Source organism: Nitratireductor luteus (assembly GCF_026162365.1).
In the GTDB taxonomy this organism is placed as follows: domain Bacteria; phylum Pseudomonadota; class Alphaproteobacteria; order Rhizobiales; family Rhizobiaceae; genus Chelativorans; species Chelativorans luteus.
Map to the genome: position 1 here is coordinate 433,270 of NZ_JAOANW010000002.1, position 17,135 is coordinate 450,404.

Below are 17,135 nucleotides of genomic sequence, written 5' to 3' on the forward strand. Positions count from 1 at the left end.
ACCGCTGTAAACTCAGGCCCGGAGCGATCCGGGCCTCTTTTTTTATCGCCGCGGTCGTTCCGCTCCACTTCCCTTGCATGGTTAATGCAGCCTTAACCTTCGCTGCCTAGGGTGCCCGTAGGTAGGCGCGCGGGGATCGCCCGTGCGCCGTCAATGACGCACGGACGGGAAAATGCGTATGAGTTCCGGTTCTTCCGCGACATTTGCGATGCATGAGGGCGGGTTCGGCTTTCAGGCGTTCTTGCGCCGTCAGGCGGCGCGCGCCTTCGGCCTGGCGCTGTTGGCGTTCGTCGCCTTCTGCCTTGCCAGCCTCGCAACATGGAATGTCGCGGACCCCAGTTTCAGCCACGCCACCGACAATGCCGTAACCAATGCCATGGGCTATCCGGGCGCGGTGTTCGCCGATATCGCCATGCAGTTTTTTGGGCTGGCGTCGGTCGCCGGCCTGGTGCCGGCGGTGTTCTGGGGCGCCATGCTGGCAAGCGCGCAGGGCGTCGACCGTCCGGGGCGCCGCATTGCGGCATGGCTCGGCGGTGCATTGCTGGCCGCCGGCGTGGCCGGATGCATTGCCCCGCCGCAGACCTGGCCGCTGCCCACCGGGCTCGGCGGCGTGTTCGGCGATATGGTGCTGGTTGCGCCGAAGCTCGTGACGGGCAGCTATCCGAGCGGCTTCATGGGCTTCGTCGTCGGCGGCCTTTTGATCGGCCCGGCCATCTGGCTGACGCTGTTTGCCTCGTCCGTATTGGGGCGGGCGCCCGTCGAGGAGGATTTCCTTCCCGAGGAAACCGAACCTTTCGAGGATTATGATGCCGATGACGACGGCGATGCATTCGTCGCGCTGGGCTGGCTGGTCCACTGGTGGCTGAGCCTGCGCGCCCTGATACGCCGCCGTTTTTCCGTGCGCGGAGCGGAATTGCCGGAAGAATACGATATTCCGGTGCAGCCGGCCGCGCCGCGCGGGGCCGGGCGCATCGAACCGGGATTCGATGGCGGCTTCGAGCCGTCGCTGGATGATTTCGACGATTTCGATAATGACGATGACCGGGCGCCGTGGGCAGACAATGCCGCTTTGGCCCGGCCCGCTCCTGCTCGGGTTGAGAATCCGGCGCCACGTCCGACGCCGGGAGCCCGGGTGCGTCGCGAAGCCCAGCCGTCGCTGCTTGGCTCGGACAGCTTCGAATTGCCTCAACTTCACATGCTCACCGAGCCCAAGGCATCGACCAAGGATCCAAGCCTTTCCAGGGACGCGCTGGAGCAGAATGCGCGCCTGCTCGAAGGCGTGCTGGAGGACTTCGGCGTCAAGGGCGAGATCATCCATGTGCGCCCCGGTCCGGTCGTCACGCTTTACGAGCTGGAGCCGGCACCTGGCATCAAGTCGTCCCGCGTCATTGGCCTTGCCGACGACATCGCCCGCTCCATGAGCGCGATCGCCGCCCGCGTTGCCGTGGTTCCCGGGCGCAATGCCATCGGCATCGAACTGCCCAATTCCAGCCGCGAGACGGTTTATCTGCGCGAGCTTCTGGCCAGCCGCGAATTCGAGACTACAAAGACCCGGCTGGCCCTGGCGCTGGGCAAGACCATCAATGGCGAGGCGGTGATCGCCGACATCGCCAAGATGCCGCATCTGCTGGTCGCCGGCACCACCGGCTCGGGCAAGTCGGTGGCGATCAACACCATGATCCTGTCGCTGCTCTATCGCATGACGCCGGACCAGTGCCGCCTGATCATGATCGACCCCAAGATGCTGGAGCTCTCCGTCTATGACGGGATCCCGCATCTGCTTACCCCGGTTGTGACCGACCCGAAGAAGGCCGTGGTGGCGCTGAAATGGACCGTGCGGGAGATGGAAGACCGCTACCGCAAGATGTCCAAGGTCGGCGTGCGCAACATCGAGGGCTTCAATCAGCGCGTGGCCGCCGCCCGGAAGAAGGGCGAGACGATCAACCGCACGGTGCAGACCGGTTTCGACCGGGAAACCGGCGAGGCCATCTACGAGACGGAGGAACTCGATCTCGATCCGATGCCCTTCATCGTCGTCATTATCGATGAGATGGCCGACCTGATGATGGTGGCCGGCAAGGACATCGAGGGCGCGGTGCAGCGCCTGGCGCAAATGGCGCGCGCTGCCGGTATCCACGTGATCATGGCCACGCAGCGCCCCTCGGTCGACGTCATCACCGGCACGATCAAGGCGAACTTCCCGACCCGCATCTCCTTCCAGGTCACGTCGAAGATCGACAGCCGCACCATTTTGGGCGAGCAGGGCGCGGAACAGCTCCTCGGCATGGGCGACATGCTCTACATGGCCGGCGGCGGGCGCATTCAGCGCGTGCACGGGCCGTTCGTTTCCGACGGCGAGGTCGAGGAAGTGGTCGCGCATCTGAAGATGCAGGGCGCCCCAGACTACCTCGAGGCGGTCACCGAAGACGACGGCAGCGACGATGATGGCGGCGGCTCGGGCTCGGGCGGTTCCGGCGGAAACTGGAGCGATTCGGAAGATCCCTATGACCAGGCGGTGGCCGTGGTGCTGCGCGACGGCAAGGCTTCCACCAGCTACATTCAGCGCCGGCTCGGCATCGGCTACAACCGCGCCGCCTCGATCATCGAGCGCATGGAGCAGGAGGGTGTCGTCGGCCCGGCCAATCACGCCGGCAAGCGCGAGATACTTGTTCCGACCGAACAGGACGATATGTAGTAAGCGAGCCGTTCGAGGTGCTGTACGCGCGGGTCAAAATTCGGCCCCGTTGAGGATTTAGTCAGGATCGAACGAACAGTTTCGTAAAGTCAGGATTGATATGAGGCCGACCTCCAGAACCTACACATTGCGGCGCTTCGCCATGGCCATGGCGTTCGCCGGCGCCTGCGCGCTCGCCGCGCCCGGCGCCAGTGCCGCCTCCGCCGCGGCGGAACAGATCGCCCAGCATTTTTCGAGCGTACGCACGATGACGGGTGAGTTCGTCCAGTTCGGGCCGCGCGGCGAGCAGACCGGCGGCAAGTTCTATATCGAGCGCCCCGGCAAGATTCGCTTCGATTACGACACGAAGTCGGGTTTCAAGGTCACGTCCGATGGCACATCCGTTGTCATCGAGAACAAGAAGCTCAACACCGCCGACATATACCCGCTTTCCAAAACGCCGTTGAGCCTGCTGCTCGGCGAGCGGATCGACCTTTCCGGCAACAAGGTTGCTGGCGTGACGGAAGAGCCTGACCTGACGACGATCAAGCTGGAGGACAAGTCGGTATTCGGCAACTCCACGATCACCATGATGTTCGACAGCCAGTCCTACGAACTGCGCCAGTGGACCATAACCGACGCCCAGGGCAAGGACACGACGGTCATGATCTTCAATGTCCAGCAGGGCGTGACTTTCGATCCCAGTGTCTTCGCCATCGACTATCGCCGGGTGAACCAGATCAACCGAAAGAACTGAGGCGGTAAGGTCGCTCCATCTTCTTGCTTTTCCGCATTGATGCGGACGTCAGGCGATTCCACCTGACCGCAGAATGCCATAGAGTTGTGGACAAGACGGCGCCGTGTTCCCACGCGGTGCCGTTTGCTTGTGTTCGGGGCCGTGTACAGGCAATTTCGCCCGATCACAAAGGCGGGGCCGGTCATGTCGCTGAAGATTGCTACCTGGAACATCAATTCCGTGCGCTTGCGGTTGCCGCTCGTGCAGCAGTTCCTGGAAACTCATCAGCCGGACGTCCTGTGCCTTCAGGAAACCAAGTGTCCGAACGACCAGTTCCCGACCGCCGCCTTCCGAAAGCTCGGCTATGAACATGTGTCCATCCATGGGCAGAAGGGCTATCACGGCGTGGCCACCGTTTCGCGGCGACCGATGCGGACAGTGGAGGCCCGCACCTTCTGCGGCATAGGCGATTGCCGGCATATCGCGACATCGCTCGATCTGGGAAGCCGGCAAATCCTGCTGCACAATTTCTATGTGCCGGCGGGCGGAGACGAGCCGGATCCCGATATCAATCCGAAATTCCGCCACAAGCTGGATTTCATCGAGGAGATGCATGATGTGCGTCCCTCGCTCGAAGCCGACACGGGAACGATACTGGTGGGCGATCTCAATATCGCGCCGCTGGAAACGGATGTGTGGTCCCACAAGCAGCTTCTGAAGGTGGTAAGCCATACACCCGTGGAAACCGAGGGGCTCACGCAGCTCTTGAAGCGCGGCGCGTGGGTGGACCTGATGCGCCAGCACATTCCGCCGGAGGAAAAACTGTTCACCTGGTGGAGCTATCGCGCCAAGGAGTGGGATATCTCCGACCGGGGCCGCAGGCTCGACCATGTCTGGTCGTCCGGCGATCTCGCTCCGGCGCTCGGCAAGATCGAGGTGCTGCGCGAGGCACGGGGCTGGGAACGCCCCTCCGACCATGTGCCGGTGATCGCCGAATTCGCATTCGGTTGAAGCCGCCGCGATCGTACGCGCCTTCGGTATCGCTTGTTATCGCGCGAGCCGTGAGGCCAGTTCTTCCATTCGCTTGAGCATCTCCTGCAGTCGCATCGATATGCGTCCATGCAGAGTTTCGGCGGTTTCCGGAAACTCCTCCAGGATACGCCGGAACATCGAGCGGCTGAGACGGATGAGTTTGACATCCGTCTCGGCAAAGGCGCTGGTCATGCGTTCGGTATCGGCGATCAGGGCCAGGTCGCCGAGAATGGCGCCCGGCCCCTCCAGCGAGAACACATGGTTTCTACCTTCATATTCCCGGTAGAGCGCCACGGTGCCCGAGACGATGACGAAAGCGCTGTCGGCGGGTGTGCCTTCCGAATACAGCTTGCGTCCGGCAGCGAGAGCGATGGTCTCGGCGCCAAAAGCCATAAGGCGTAGCTGCTCGCGCGTGAACCCTGAAAAGAGTGCCACGCCGGACAGCACGCGGATGTCATCGTCCAGCGCCATGCGGTCGTCCCCAGCTCGATGCCCGAATCACCGGCCTCCCCGAACCTACAGGATCAGGGCACGAGCTTGTATCCGCCGCTTTCTGTCACAAGAATTTCGGCTTTGGAAGGATCGCGCTCGATCTTTTGTCTCAGCCGGTAAACATGCGTTTCCAGCGTATGGGTCGTGACGCCCGAATTGTAACCCCAGACCTCTTCGAGCAATACGTCGCGGGTCACGACCTTCTGCTCGGCGCGATAGAGGTACTTGATGATGGCGGCTTCCTTTTCCGTCAGCCGGATCTTGCCGCCGCGCTCATCGATCAGGAGCTTCTGGCTGGGTTTGAAAGTGTAGGGGCCGACGGTGAACTTGGCATCCTCGCTCTGCTCGTGCTGGCGAAGCTGCGCGCGGATGCGGGCCAGCAGAACGGCGAAGCGGAACGGCTTGGTCACATAATCGTTGGCACCGGCCTCCAGCCCCAGGATCGTGTCGGAATCGGTGTCCTGCGCCGTCAGCATGATGATGGGCGCGCGATAGCCGCCCTTGCGCAGGAGCTTCACCGCCTCGCGGCCATCCATGTCCGGCAGACCGACGTCCATGATGATGAGGTCAACCATCGCATTGCGTGCGGCATGGATGCCCTTGGTTGCCGTCGGTTCCTGAAGAATGTCGAATTCCTCATAGAGCGCCAGCTGCTCGACGAGCGTCGTCCGCAGGTCTTCGTCATCGTCGACGATAAGGATGGTGCGTGGCGTCATGTTTCAATCCGTTAATGTATTATATGGTATGGTTGACCAAGCCCCCAAGCTGCGGATCCCTCCGTGTAGGCGGATTCTTACAGGCTTGGAAGGCAATAACAAATATTTGTTCGACGGTGCGCTTATAATCCAGGAACGAAAACAGCACAGTACAGACTACGGGCGACCGCGGAAAGTCCTTTCGCTGCACGTCCGTCCGACGCCCGGCAATCCCCGCCGGGGCCTGCTCCGCGTCGATGGCCTTATCTTTCGCTGCGCCCTGGGGCGTGGCGGCATCAGCGCCTTCAAGCGCGAGGGCGATGGCGCCACGCCGTTCGCCACGATGCGTCCGCTGGAAATTTACTACCGCCGTGACCGCCGCAGTTCCGGCTTGGCGAGGGCGCGATTGCCGGTGTTCGCCATTCGCGGCGACATGGGCTGGTGCGACGCCGTCGCGGATGCGAATTACAACAGGCAGGTGCCGCTGCCCTTCGCGGCAAGCCACGAGAAGATGCTGCGCGAAGACCATCTCTACGATACGGTCGTCGTGCTCGACTGGAATGTCCGCCCGCGAAAGCGCGGCGCCGGCAGCGCAATCTTCCTGCACATCGCCCGGCCGGGCTTCCAGCCGACCGAAGGCTGCATCGCGGTGACCCAGGGCGTCATGACGCGGTTGCTGCCGCTGCTTGGCCCGCGGACGCGGATTACGGTACATCGCTAGAATTATGCGGATCGGGCCAACCGCTGTTTGTCCTCAGCGCGCCATCGCGTGGTACTCGTCGTTCGGCCGCATGTCGACGGCGGCGGCAACGCGGTTGGACATGTTGAAGAAGCCCGCCACCGAGGCGATGTCCCATATGTCGCGGTCGCTGAATCCCACCTCGCGCAGGGCCTGCCGATCTGCTTCCTCGATCTTGTCGGGATGCTCGGTCAGCTTGACGGCGAAATCGAGCATGGCTTTCCGGCGCGGCTCCAAGCCGGCGGCGCGATAGTTCATCGCGATCATCTCGCCCAGCATGGGATCGCCGGACAATTGCCTCACGGCGGCGCCATGGGCTGCAAGGCAGTAATAGCAGTGGTTCACGCTGGAAACGGCTACGGCGATCATCTCGCGTTCCAGCTTTGAAAGCGCTGGATCGCCCAGCATCAGATCGTTGTACATGTCCGTGAAGGCGCGCAGCTTCTTTTCGTCGAATGTGTATGCCGTCAGCACGTTGGGCACCAGGCCCAGCTTCTCGCGGCATTTGTCGAAATAGGAACGGGTTTCGTCGGAAAGCTCGGAAACGGGAATGTTCAATGCCGTGACACCGCTCGTCATGATTGTTACACCTTTTGAGCCGATTAGGGGTTCATTGCCGCCCTGAAAGCCGACATAGGGTCGTCAAACAGGGCACTTATGAATACGATACATCGAATTGCGCCAGGGAGGGGAAATCCCGCATGACCACCAAGCCGAAGTCCGCACGCAAGCTTACACAGCAAAAAGCGGGAGAGGGTGGGGGCGCCGAGCGTTTGCGCGAGATCATGGTTTCGCGTGCCCCGGCGGAAGATCTGGAACGCTACGACAGGGCCGACATCGACCGATCCGTCGAGATCGCCATGCAGGCCCTGCGCGCCCAGAAAGCGGGCGAGAGCATCGTCCAGATCGAATGCGCTTCCGGCATTCAGCTTTCCGAGCGGTCGATCACGACCGTGACGGTGGTCAACGATAACATGCCGTTCCTGTTCGATTCGGTGCTGGGCGAACTGGCCGACCTTTCGGTGGAACCGACGCTGGTCCTGCATCCTGTTCTGCTGGTGCGGCACGACGAAAAGGGAATAACCGAAATCCTTGGCGACGCCGCTTCGAAGTCGGTGCGCGACGCCGAACAGGTCAGCCTCATCCATGTGCATCTGCCGCGCATTTCGCCGGAGCGCTGCGAGACGCTGCGCGCAGCGCTGGAGAATATCCTTTCCCAGGTGCAGGCGGCAGTCCATGACTGGAAGCCGATGCTTGCCCGGCTCGACCAGGAAATAACGCAGCTGCGCTATGCGCCCATTCCGCTCGACCGCCAGGCCATAGATGAGGCGATCGCCTTTCTCGAATGGCTGCGCGACGACAATTTCACTTTCCTGGGCATGCGTGAGTTCCTCTATTCGGGCGGCGAGAAAAGCGGCACGCTGGAACGCGCCGACAAACGCGGTCTTGGCATCCTCGCCGATCCCAAGGTGCTGGTCCTGAGGCGTGGCTCGGAAGCGGTGTCCACGACGCCGGAAATCCGTGCTTTCCTGCATGGGCCGGAGCCGATGATCGTCACCAAGGCCAATGCCCGGTCGGTGGTGCACCGGCGCGCCTATCTCGACTATATCGGAGTCAAGACATTCGATGAGGACGGCAAGCTGACGGGCGAGTTGCGTATCGTCGGTCTGTTCACCTCGACGGCCTATACGCGCCAGGTCATGAAGATCCCGTATCTGCGTTCGAAGGCGGAAGCCGTGATCGCCAGAATGGGATTCGCGCCGACGGATCACTCGGGAAAGGCGTTGATCAACGTCCTGGAATCCTATCCGCGCGACGAGTTTTTCCAGATATCCGTGCCGACGCTGCGCAAGCACGCCGAGGCCATCCTGGCGCTGGGCGAGCGTCCGCGCGTCCGCGCTCTCTACCGCATCGACCAGTTTGACCGCTTCGTCTCGGTCATCGTGTTCGTGCCGCGCGATCGCTACGATTCGCGCGTGCGCGCCGAAATCGGCGATTATCTGAAGACCACGTTCGAGGGCCACGTGTCGGCCTATTATCCGGCTTTTCCGGAGGGCACGCTGGCGCGCGTGCATTTCATCATCGGGCGGTCGGGCGGCAAGACGCCGAGGGTGAACCCCGGCGACCTCGAGGCCGGGATCCGTGAAATCGTCCGAACCTGGGACGATGCGCTGACCGAGGCCGTGGAGGACACGGAAACCGACGACGCCACCGCGCAACTGGCAGCGCGCTTTCCCGACAGCTACCGCAACAGTTTCGAAGCACGAACGGCGATTGCCGACGCGCGGTGCATAGCCGGCTTATCAGCGCAGAATCCGATTGCTATCGACTTCCACCAGCATGAAGACCAGGAGGAGAACCAGGCGGCGCTGAAGATCTATCACTATGGCGAGCCGGTGGCGCTCAGCCGGCGCGTTCCGCTTCTGGAGAATATGGGCTTCCGCGTCATCAGCGAGCGCACGTTCGAGATCGGAGAGCCCGACGAGGACCAGATATTCCTCCACGACATGGAGCTGGAAAACGCCTACGCCGGCGCCATCGACCTTTCCGACAACGGCGCCCTTTTCGAGGAGGTGTTCCTCGCCGTCTGGCGGCTGGAATACGACAATGACGGCTTCAACGCGCTGGCGCAGACGGCGCGGTTGCGCGTCTCTGAAATCGCGGTGTTGCGCGCCTATAGCCGCTTCCTGCACCAGGCGAGCATTCCGCAAAGCCAGGATTTCATCTCGGCGACGCTCAACCGCTACCCGGCCATCGCAGCGGATCTGTTTCACCTCTTCACAGCGCGTTTCTCGCCCGAGGCGGCGAAGGACGAAAACAGCCGCGGCCGGACGGCGAAGATCGAAAGCGCGATCGAGGCGGCGCTCGACGAGGTCCCTAGCCTCGACGACGACACGATCATCCGCCGCATGCAGAACCTGATCAAATCGACGCTCAGGACCAACTGGTTCGCGCAGCTGAAGGGCAATTACTCGCTGGCGCTGAAATTCGATTCCCATGCGGTCGAGGGTCTGCCGCAACCGCGACCTTGGCGCGAGATATTCGTCTACGGTCCGGAAGTCGAAGGCGTGCATCTGCGATTCGGTCCGGTGGCGCGGGGCGGGCTGCGCTGGTCCGACCGGGCGCAGGATTACCGCACCGAGGTGCTCGGTCTCGTGAAGGCTCAGCAGGTCAAGAACGGCGTGATCGTGCCCGTGGGCGCCAAGGGCGGCTTCTATCCGCGCCGCCTGCCGAACGGCGGCAATCGGCAGGAGGTGTTCGAGGCCGGGCGCGCGGCCTATGTAAATTTCATCTCGAGCCTGCTTTCCATCACCGACAATCTGGACGGCGACGAAGTCGTGCCGCCCGAAAATGTCGTGCGCCACGATGTCAACGATCCCTATTTCGTGGTGGCGGCCGACAAGGGCACGGCAACTTTTTCCGACACGGCCAACGAGATAAGCCAGAAACACAACTTCTGGCTGGACGATGCCTTCGCCTCGGGCGGTTCGGCCGGCTACGACCACAAGGAGATGGGCATCACCGCGCGCGGCGCCTGGGAAGCGGTCAAGCGGCATTTCCGCGAGATGAACCGCGACATACAGAGCGAACCCTTCACTGTTGTCGGAGTGGGCGACATGTCCGGCGACGTGTTCGGCAACGGCATGCTGCTTTCGCCCGCCACGCGCCTGATCGCCGCCTTCGACCACCGCGACATCTTCATCGATCCCGATCCGGACCCGACCGTGACCTTCGCCGAGCGCAAGCGGCTTTTCGACCTGGGCCGCTCCTCGTGGCAGGACTACGACAAATCCAAGCTGTCGAAGGGCGGCATGATCGTTCCGCGCTCGCAAAAGCAGATCGCGCTCAGCAAGGAAGCGGCCGAGGCGATCGGCATGGACAAGAGGACCGGTTCGCCGGCTGAGATCATGCAGGCCATCCTCAAGTCCAAGGTGGACCTTCTGTGGTTCGGCGGCATCGGCACCTATGTGCGGGCCACCACCGAATCGAACCAGGATGTGGGCGATCGCGCCAATGATGCGATCCGCATCACGGCGCCTGAAGTTGGTGCCAAGGTCATCGGCGAGGGCGCCAATCTCGGCGTCACCCAGAAGGGCCGCATTGAATACAACATGTATGGTGGCCGCTCCAATTCGGACGCCATCGACAATTCGGGCGGCGTCAACTCGTCCGACCTCGAGGTGAACATCAAGATCGCGCTCGCCGCCGCCATGCGCAGCGACGCCCTCACCCGCAAGGCCCGCAACAAGCTGCTGGCCGAGATGACCGAGGAGGTCGCGGGCCTGGTTCTGGAAAACAATTACCGGCAGACGCTGGCGATCTCGCTGGTGGAGCAGCGGGGCCTTTCCGACCTGCCGCACCAGGCGCGGATGATGACAGTGTTCGAAAATGCGGGCCTGCTCGACCGCGCGGTGGAGCATTTGCCCGGTCCGCAGGCCCTGGCCGACCGGGAAGCGCGTGGCGAGGCATTGACGCGCGCCGAAATCGGCGTGCTGCTCGCCTATGCCAAGATCGTGCTTTTCGACGAGCTTGTGGCGAGCCGCCTACCCGATGAGCCGCATTTCGAGGAGGATCTGTTCGCCTATTTCCCCGAACGCATGCGCGGGAAATACGCTGCCGAAATCCGCGGGCATCGCCTGCGCAGGGAGATCATTGCAACCGAGCTTGCCAATGACGTCATCGACCGTGGCGGGCCCACTTTCGTTACGCGCCTGCAGGATATGACGGGCCGGCCGGCGCATGAGATCGTGGCGGCCTATGTGGTGGTGCGCGACGGCTTCGACCTTCGCTCGCTGTTCGCGGCCATCGATGCGCTGGACAACAAGATCGACGGCATGGTGCAGCTTCGCCTTTACCAGCAGGTCTGGCGCCTCATCCACTCCGCCACCGCCTGGCAGCTCAAGAACGGCGACGCCACGGTCGGCGTCGGTTCTCGCATCGAGCAGCTCTCGCAGGCGCGCAAGACGCTGGAGCCGGAACTTGGCGGTATTCTGCCGGCCTTTCTCAGCGGGCGCATTGCCGAGCGCACCACCCGGTTCGTCAACGACGGCGCGCCGGAGGATCTGGCCCGGCGGCTTTCGTTCCTCGGCATCTCCGAGTTGGTACCCGACATCGTGGCGGCGGCAGGCCTTGCGGGCGCGCAACTGCCCAAGGCCGCAAGGGCCTTTTTCGGCGTCAGCGAGGCCTTCCGCATCAGCCGGATCGAGGACGCAGCCCATGCCATTACGCCTTCGGACTATTATGACGGGTTGGCGCTGCAACGCGCGCTCGACATGATCGACACGGCGCGGCGCTCGATGGCCGTCTCGGCGATGACCGCGTACCGGGACGCCGACGATCCGGCCGAGCTTTGGGTCGAGGCCGGCGGCGAACGCGTCGTACGGGTGCGCGAGCGGCTGCACACATTGACCGAGGGCAGCGACATCACGATTTCACGGTTGACTGTGGCGTCGGGCCTGATGGCCGACTTGGCCGGGTGATATATTCTCACGGTTACGGCATGGATCCTCGGCTCAAGGCCGAGGATGACGAAAGTTGAGGCGCTGTTGTAAATCGTCGAGGTCGGCGATTGGCGCTATCCCTCCATACGATTCGTCATCGTCGGGCCCCGACCCGAGGTTCCATGCCGTAACGGTCGACGATTGTGCGGCCATCTTCTCTGCATGCGTGGGCCTGCGGCGAAAACGCCTACAGACCACTCACAGAGCCCACCTGTGTTGTGTACTGAGAAAGGCGAACGAGCAATGACAATGGTTGAGCACGTGGCGGTTCCGCGCCGCGGTATCTGGGGCTGGATGCTTTTCGATTGGGCGCAGCAGCCTTTCCATACGCTCATCATCACCTTCGTCTTCGCCCCCTATTTCGCGGCCGCGGTCGCGCCGGATGCGGCGCGGGGGCAGGAATTATGGGGTCTGGCCACGGGCGCCGGCGGGCTGGCCATCGCGCTTTCCTCGCCTGTGCTGGGCGCCATCGCGGACGCGACCGGGCCGCGCAAGCCGTGGATCCTGGCCTTCTCGCTCATCGGGGTGCTGGCCTGCGCCGGCCTGTGGTTCGCCGTCCCGGGAATGGACACGATGGGGCCTGTGCTCATCCTCATCGCGCTCGCCGTGTTCGGCATGGAATATGCCGCTGTCTTCAACAATGCGATGATGCCCAATCTGGTGCCCCGCGCCGAGCTTGGGCGGCTGTCCGGCTCGGCCTGGGGCCTGGGCTATCTCGGCGGGCTGGCTTCGCTCGTTCTGGTGCTGGGCTTCATGTCGGCCTCGCCGGAAACCGGACGTACATTGCTCGGCCTGGAGCCGGTCTTCGACCTCGATGCCGCCGCGCGTGAAGGCGACCGCGCCGCCGGCCCGCTGACCGCCCTCTGGTACGCCGTCTTCGTCCTGCCGATGCTGTTCTTCACGCCGGACCAGCCGCGCCGCAAGGCGGTCACGGGCGCCGTACGCGAGGGCCTTGGCCGGCTCGCGCAAACCATGCGGCGGCTTCCCTCCGAGCGCAGCTATTTCAGTTTCCTCCTTTCCTCAATGTTCTATCGCGATGCGCTCAACGCGCTCTATGCCTTCGGCGGCATCTATGCCGCCGGCGTGCTCGGCTGGTCGATCACGCTGATCGGCCTGTTCGGCATATTGGCCAGTGTCACCGGCGCGCTGGGCGCGTGGGCGGGCGGTCGCATGGACCAGGCCTTCGGCCCGAAAGCCGTGGTGACGCTGGCGATCCTGGTCCTTTCGGCGTGTTGCCTGCTGGTGATCTCGACCACCCGCACGGAGGTGTTCTTCATTCCGCTGGGCGGGGCCGGCTCCTCCGTGCCTGACATCGCCTTCTTCGTGGCAGGCGGGTTCATCGGCGCCGCCGGTGGGGCGATCCAGGCCGCCTCACGCACCTTGCTGGTCGACCAGGTGGCGCGCGAGCGGGTGACGGAAGCCTTCGGGCTCTACGCCCTGTCGGGCAAGGCAACGACCTTCATCGGCCCGTTCGCCGTGGCGGCCGCGACGGCCTATTTCTCATCCGCGGCCTTTTCGCTGGCCCCCGAGGATGCGCAGCGCCTGGGTGTAACGCCGATCCTTGTGCTCTTCGCCATCGGCCTGGTGCTCCTGCCTTTCGTCAGCAGCCGGCAATACAAGGTGGCGCCGGGCTGAGGATCACAAGCTGGAAGTGGCGCTCCACCCCCGTCATCGACTCTGAGAAAGTTTGTCGGTGTGGATTGGGGAGCGTGAGGTGCCCAGCGTCATCCCGGCTCTCCCTGCGGTCGGCCGGGATGAGGATCATTGGTGCGCTCCCCGAAGCAGCCCCGTCAGTGCCGGAAGTGACGCATGCCTGTCACGACCATGGCGATGTCGTTCTCGTCGGCGGCGGCGATCACTTCGTCGTCGCGCATCGAACCGCCGGGCTGGATGACCGCCGTTGCGCCGGCCTCGACCGCCGACAGCAGGCCATCGGCGAAGGGGAAGAAGGCATCGGAGGCGACGACGGAGCCTTTGGTCAGCGGTTCGCCGCCGGCCTGGGCGGCAGCATCTTCCGCCTTGCGGGCGGCGATGCGGGCCGAATCGACCCGGCTCATCTGTCCGGCGCCGATGCCGACCGTCGCGAGATCGCGGGCATAGACGATGGCGTTGGACTTGACGTGCTTGGCCACGCGGAAGGCAAAGCGCAGATCGGCCATTTCGCGGTCGGAAGGCGCCCGTTTCGTCACCACCTTCAGTTCGAGATCGTCCACCACGCCGCTGTCGCGGGACTGGACGAGCAGGCCGCCGGCAACCGTCTTGGCGGTGAGGCCGGGCGCGCGCGGATCGGCAACGCTGCCGGTCAGGAGCAGGCGCAGGTTCTTCTTGGCGGCGATCAGCGCCAGCGCTTCCTCGCTGGCATCCGGCGCGATGATGACCTCGGTGAAAATCTTGACCATTTCCGCCGCCGCATCCGCGTCCAGCGTCCGGTTCAGGGCGATGATGCCGCCGAAGGCCGAGACGGGGTCGCAGGCAAGCGCCCGGCGATAGGCATCGGCCAGATCGCCGCCCTCGGCCACGCCGCACGGGTTGGCATGCTTGATGATGGCGACCGCGGCGCTTTTCGCCGGGTCGAACTCGCTGACGAGCTCGAAGGCGGCATCGGTGTCGTTGATGTTGTTGTAGGAAAGCTGCTTGCCCTGGACCTGCCGGGCATTGGCCACGCCCGGCCGCTTGTCGCCGGTGACGTAGAAGCCGGCCGTCTGGTGCGGGTTCTCGCCATAGCGCATCACCTCCTTGAGCCTGCCGCCGAAACCGCGCCAGTCCGGCTGGGCGAGATCGAGGCTCTCGGCAAACCATTGCGAGATAGCCGCATCATAGACGGATGTGCGGGCATAGGCCTTGGCCGCCAGCTCCTGGCGCAGGCGGTAGGTCAGGCCGCCGTCGTTCTCGTCCAGCGCGGCCAGCACCGTGGCATAGTCGCCGGGGTCGGTGACGACGGCCACATAGGCATGGTTCTTGGCCGCCGCCCGCAGCATGGCCGGCCCGCCGATGTCGATATTCTCCACGGTCGAGAGATAATCGCCGCCGCCGAACCGGACCTCCTCGAACGGATAGAGATTGATGACGACGAGGTCGATGGGCCTGATGTCGTGTGCTTCCATCGCCGCCTGGTGCTCTTCGTCATCGCGTATCGCCAGCAGGCCGCCATGCACGGAAGGGTGCAGGGTCTTGACCCGGCCGTCCATGATCTCGGGAAAGCCCGTCAGGTCGGAGACGTCGCGGACGGCAAGGCCAGCGCCTGCGATAGCCGCCGAGGTGCCGCCGGTGGAAACGAGCTCGACCCCTTTGGCCGCCAGCGCCCGCGCGAAATCGACGATGCCTGCCTTGTCGGAAACCGACAGCAGCGCGCGGCGCACCGGCACGAGATCGGGGGCGGGAATTTTCTTCGACGAAACGGTCATGGAAAGGGCTACTCCGTGGCAGGCGGCTATATGCGGCCCGTCTTTACGGTGCTTTTCGTCCGCGCTCAACCGGGCACGCACGGGGGTCTGCCAAATCTGGCAAAAGCGGCTTGGTTCAGGCCGCGCCGGCAACCGCGTTGGCGCGCAGGAACTGCCAGCGGAGCTCCGGGGTTTCGGCGAGCTGGATATGCAGGACGATCTGGCGGCTGCGGCACGGGCCCGCGATGGCCGCGAAGAAGATCGATTCCTCGACCACGGCCTCGCGGTTCTCGCACGAAAAGACCCAGGTGTCGGTGTTGTCGCCGGCGAGAATGAGCCGGTCCTCATCGTCCCGGTAGATCTCGATGTCGGGGTGTATGTGGAAGCGCAGCGCGGCCGTGTGCCCGGGGGCGGCGGCCGAGCCGTCGGGGCGATGGAAGCGGTCCGCGCCCTGCAGCAGATTGCCGTTCTGCAACAGCGCCAGCTCCCTCTCGTGGAGGATGCCGAAACGGCCGACATAGCCGTCATGGACGGCGACGAACGCATGCACGCCCCCGGCGTCGCTGCGGCGGCACTGAACGTTGCGCGGACCGGCGATCAACGGCGTGCCCACCCAGTCGTCCCAGCCGGGCGGCAGTGCGAACCGGGCCTGAGAAGTATCGTTAACCGTTGCCGTCGAGTGGGCGGCCGTGGCGCGCGCGAGCGGGCGGAACGCCTCCGCGCCGAAACTGTCGACCCCGCAATTGACGATGAACTGGTGCCGCCCTGACGACATCTCGAAGGAGAGGCAGCCGGCATGGGCCATGTTGGACAATTCCGGCACGGGAGGTGCCGCCGTGTCGGCCAGCACCGTCGTATCGCCCAGCGCAAGGCGGTCATAGCCCGAGTGCGGCGCATGCAGCAGGGCCGCGCCGCCGGTATCGTCGTGGCGCAGGATGGCGGCGACGCGGTCGTGGACGGTGACTCCCATGCCGTTAAAGCGCGCCAGGCTTCCGTCCTGATGGCGGAAGAAGCGCAAAGCGGGCAGCATGCGCTCGACGGCGCCGACCAGCTGATCGGGCGGCGGCTCCGCCTGATTTGCGTAGGTCTGGCGCAGCGGCAGCAGGTCGGCAAGGAGCTCCATCACGGCGCGTGGGTTGCGCGAGATGTGGCCGCCGTCGGGCAGGACCTGGCGTTCCAGCTCGATACTAAGCTGGCGGGTGGCGCTGCGCAGGACGGAGACCGAAGTGGGCAGGGAGAGCGCGGCGAAGGCGAGCGCCACGCGGGCGCGCAGCTTTTCCTCGCCGTCCGGCATTTCCGCCGCCACCGAGCGCAGATAGCGCACCTGGACCGCGAGCATCTTGAGATACTGCCGGTAGAACGCAAGGTCCGCCCCCTGGAGCACCACCGCCGAATGCTGCAGCCAGGCGATGATGCGGCGCGCCGTGACGCGGGGTGTCCAGGCATAGCCCGAGATGCGCTTGCCGTGGGCGGCGATCCAGTCGGCCACGAGGGCACGGGCATTGGCCGAAGCCAGCTCCGAGTGGGCGGCATTGAGATGACGCAGCCAGCGAAAGCCGTGCAGACCCTCGAGCCAGCCCTGATGGCGTATCTGCAGGTTGAACGGCGACTGACCGCCGGTTTCAACAAGATGGCCCGAAAGCAGGAACCTGCCATGATAGATTTCACGGGCAATTTCGGGGTCGGCCAGACGCAGGTCTGGCGGTGCGATCAGCAGGCGCTCGGGTGTGCGGCCGGAATAGCGCCAGCGATAGGCGGGGCCGGCGCGCAACCGCCTGCGCAGGCGCCGCCAAGCTTGGCGCGCCGCAAGACCCCAAAGCAGAGGAGCTTGACCCCCGATACCTTCCACTGACTGCACCTGTTGTTTCGATTTGCCCCTCGCC

The 17,135-nt window shown here is 64.2% G+C and carries 11 protein-coding genes; 6 read left to right on the forward strand and 5 right to left on the reverse strand.

All coding sequences use genetic code 11. From position 1 onward, the window contains the following. Window positions 1-178: 178 nt before the first annotated feature. The 3 genes from N1058_RS04695 to xth all read left to right on the forward strand — a co-directional run bounded on the left by N1058_RS04695 (window position 179) and on the right by xth (window position 4,421). A complete protein-coding gene (locus N1058_RS04695) occupies window positions 179-2,695 on the forward strand; it encodes a DNA translocase FtsK (protein ID WP_265516323.1) in 2,517 nt (838 codons plus the stop codon). A 100-nt stretch (window positions 2,696-2,795) separates the two neighbouring features. Continuing rightward, window positions 2,796-3,431 carry an outer membrane lipoprotein carrier protein LolA gene (locus tag N1058_RS04700; protein WP_420847939.1) on the forward strand — a complete coding sequence of 212 codons (636 nt, stop codon included), beginning with the start codon at window positions 2,796-2,798 and terminating at the stop codon, window positions 3,429-3,431. A gap of 183 nt (window positions 3,432-3,614) precedes the next feature. Continuing rightward, window positions 3,615-4,421: an exodeoxyribonuclease III gene (gene xth / locus N1058_RS04705; protein ID WP_265516324.1), complete on the forward strand. Its 807-nt coding sequence runs from the start codon at window positions 3,615-3,617 to the stop codon at window positions 4,419-4,421. Between the two features lie 36 nt (window positions 4,422-4,457). Here xth and N1058_RS04710 read toward each other — a convergent pair whose 3' ends face one another. Further along, window positions 4,458-4,913: a Crp/Fnr family transcriptional regulator gene (locus N1058_RS04710; protein ID WP_265516325.1), complete on the reverse strand. Its 456-nt coding sequence runs from the start codon at window positions 4,911-4,913 to the stop codon at window positions 4,458-4,460. Window positions 4,914-4,966: 53 nt separating this feature from the next. Next, window positions 4,967-5,650, reverse strand: a complete 684-nt coding sequence (locus N1058_RS04715; RefSeq protein WP_265516326.1) for a response regulator transcription factor — start codon at window positions 5,648-5,650, stop codon at window positions 4,967-4,969. 85 nt (window positions 5,651-5,735) lie between these two features. Between N1058_RS04715 and N1058_RS04720 the strand changes: the two genes are divergently transcribed. Continuing rightward, a complete protein-coding gene (locus N1058_RS04720; protein WP_265516327.1) occupies window positions 5,736-6,350 on the forward strand; it encodes a L,D-transpeptidase family protein in 615 nt (204 codons plus the stop codon). A 33-nt stretch (window positions 6,351-6,383) separates the two neighbouring features. Here the strand turns inward: N1058_RS04720 and N1058_RS04725 are convergent, their stop codons facing one another. Next, window positions 6,384-6,947: a peroxidase-related enzyme gene (locus N1058_RS04725; protein ID WP_265516328.1), complete on the reverse strand. Its 564-nt coding sequence runs from the start codon at window positions 6,945-6,947 to the stop codon at window positions 6,384-6,386. 122 nt (window positions 6,948-7,069) lie between these two features. Here N1058_RS04725 and N1058_RS04730 point away from each other — a divergent pair, with 122 nt between their 5' ends. Then, entirely contained in the window at window positions 7,070-11,848 is a 4,779-nt protein-coding gene (locus N1058_RS04730; protein WP_265516329.1) for an NAD-glutamate dehydrogenase, read from the forward strand. 270 nt (window positions 11,849-12,118) lie between these two features. After that, window positions 12,119-13,504 (forward strand): MFS transporter, encoded by a 1,386-nt coding sequence (locus N1058_RS04735; protein ID WP_265516330.1) that lies wholly within the window; start codon window positions 12,119-12,121, stop codon window positions 13,502-13,504. Window positions 13,505-13,659: 155 nt separating this feature from the next. On the opposite strand, the gene purH is transcribed toward N1058_RS04735, so the two are convergent. Both purH and N1058_RS04745 read right to left on the reverse strand, forming a co-directional pair. Beyond that, window positions 13,660-15,273, reverse strand: a complete 1,614-nt coding sequence (gene purH, locus N1058_RS04740; RefSeq protein ID WP_265516331.1) for a bifunctional phosphoribosylaminoimidazolecarboxamide formyltransferase/IMP cyclohydrolase — start codon at window positions 15,271-15,273, stop codon at window positions 13,660-13,662. 115 nt (window positions 15,274-15,388) lie between these two features. Continuing rightward, window positions 15,389-17,101, reverse strand: a complete 1,713-nt coding sequence (locus N1058_RS04745) for a heparinase II/III family protein (protein WP_265516332.1) — start codon at window positions 17,099-17,101, stop codon at window positions 15,389-15,391. Window positions 17,102-17,135: the final 34 nt, after the last annotated feature.

What these genes read in the sequence shown, in the direction of transcription:
- N1058_RS04695 (WP_265516323.1), top strand. Translation starts at nt 179, where the DNA reads ATGAGTTCCGGTTCTTCCGCGACATTTGCGATGCATGAGGGCGGGTTC.
- N1058_RS04700 (WP_420847939.1), top strand. Translation starts at nt 2,796, where the DNA reads ATGAGGCCGACCTCCAGAACCTACACATTGCGGCGCTTCGCCATGGCC.
- xth (WP_265516324.1), top strand. Translation starts at nt 3,615, where the DNA reads ATGTCGCTGAAGATTGCTACCTGGAACATCAATTCCGTGCGCTTGCGG.
- N1058_RS04710 (WP_265516325.1), bottom strand. Translation starts at nt 4,913, where the DNA reads ATGGCGCTGGACGATGACATCCGCGTGCTGTCCGGCGTGGCACTCTTT.
- N1058_RS04715 (WP_265516326.1), bottom strand. Translation starts at nt 5,650, where the DNA reads ATGACGCCACGCACCATCCTTATCGTCGACGATGACGAAGACCTGCGG.
- N1058_RS04725 (WP_265516328.1), bottom strand. Translation starts at nt 6,947, where the DNA reads ATGACGAGCGGTGTCACGGCATTGAACATTCCCGTTTCCGAGCTTTCC.
- N1058_RS04730 (WP_265516329.1), top strand. Translation starts at nt 7,070, where the DNA reads ATGACCACCAAGCCGAAGTCCGCACGCAAGCTTACACAGCAAAAAGCG.
- N1058_RS04735 (WP_265516330.1), top strand. Translation starts at nt 12,119, where the DNA reads ATGGTTGAGCACGTGGCGGTTCCGCGCCGCGGTATCTGGGGCTGGATG.
- purH (WP_265516331.1), bottom strand. Translation starts at nt 15,273, where the DNA reads ATGACCGTTTCGTCGAAGAAAATTCCCGCCCCCGATCTCGTGCCGGTG.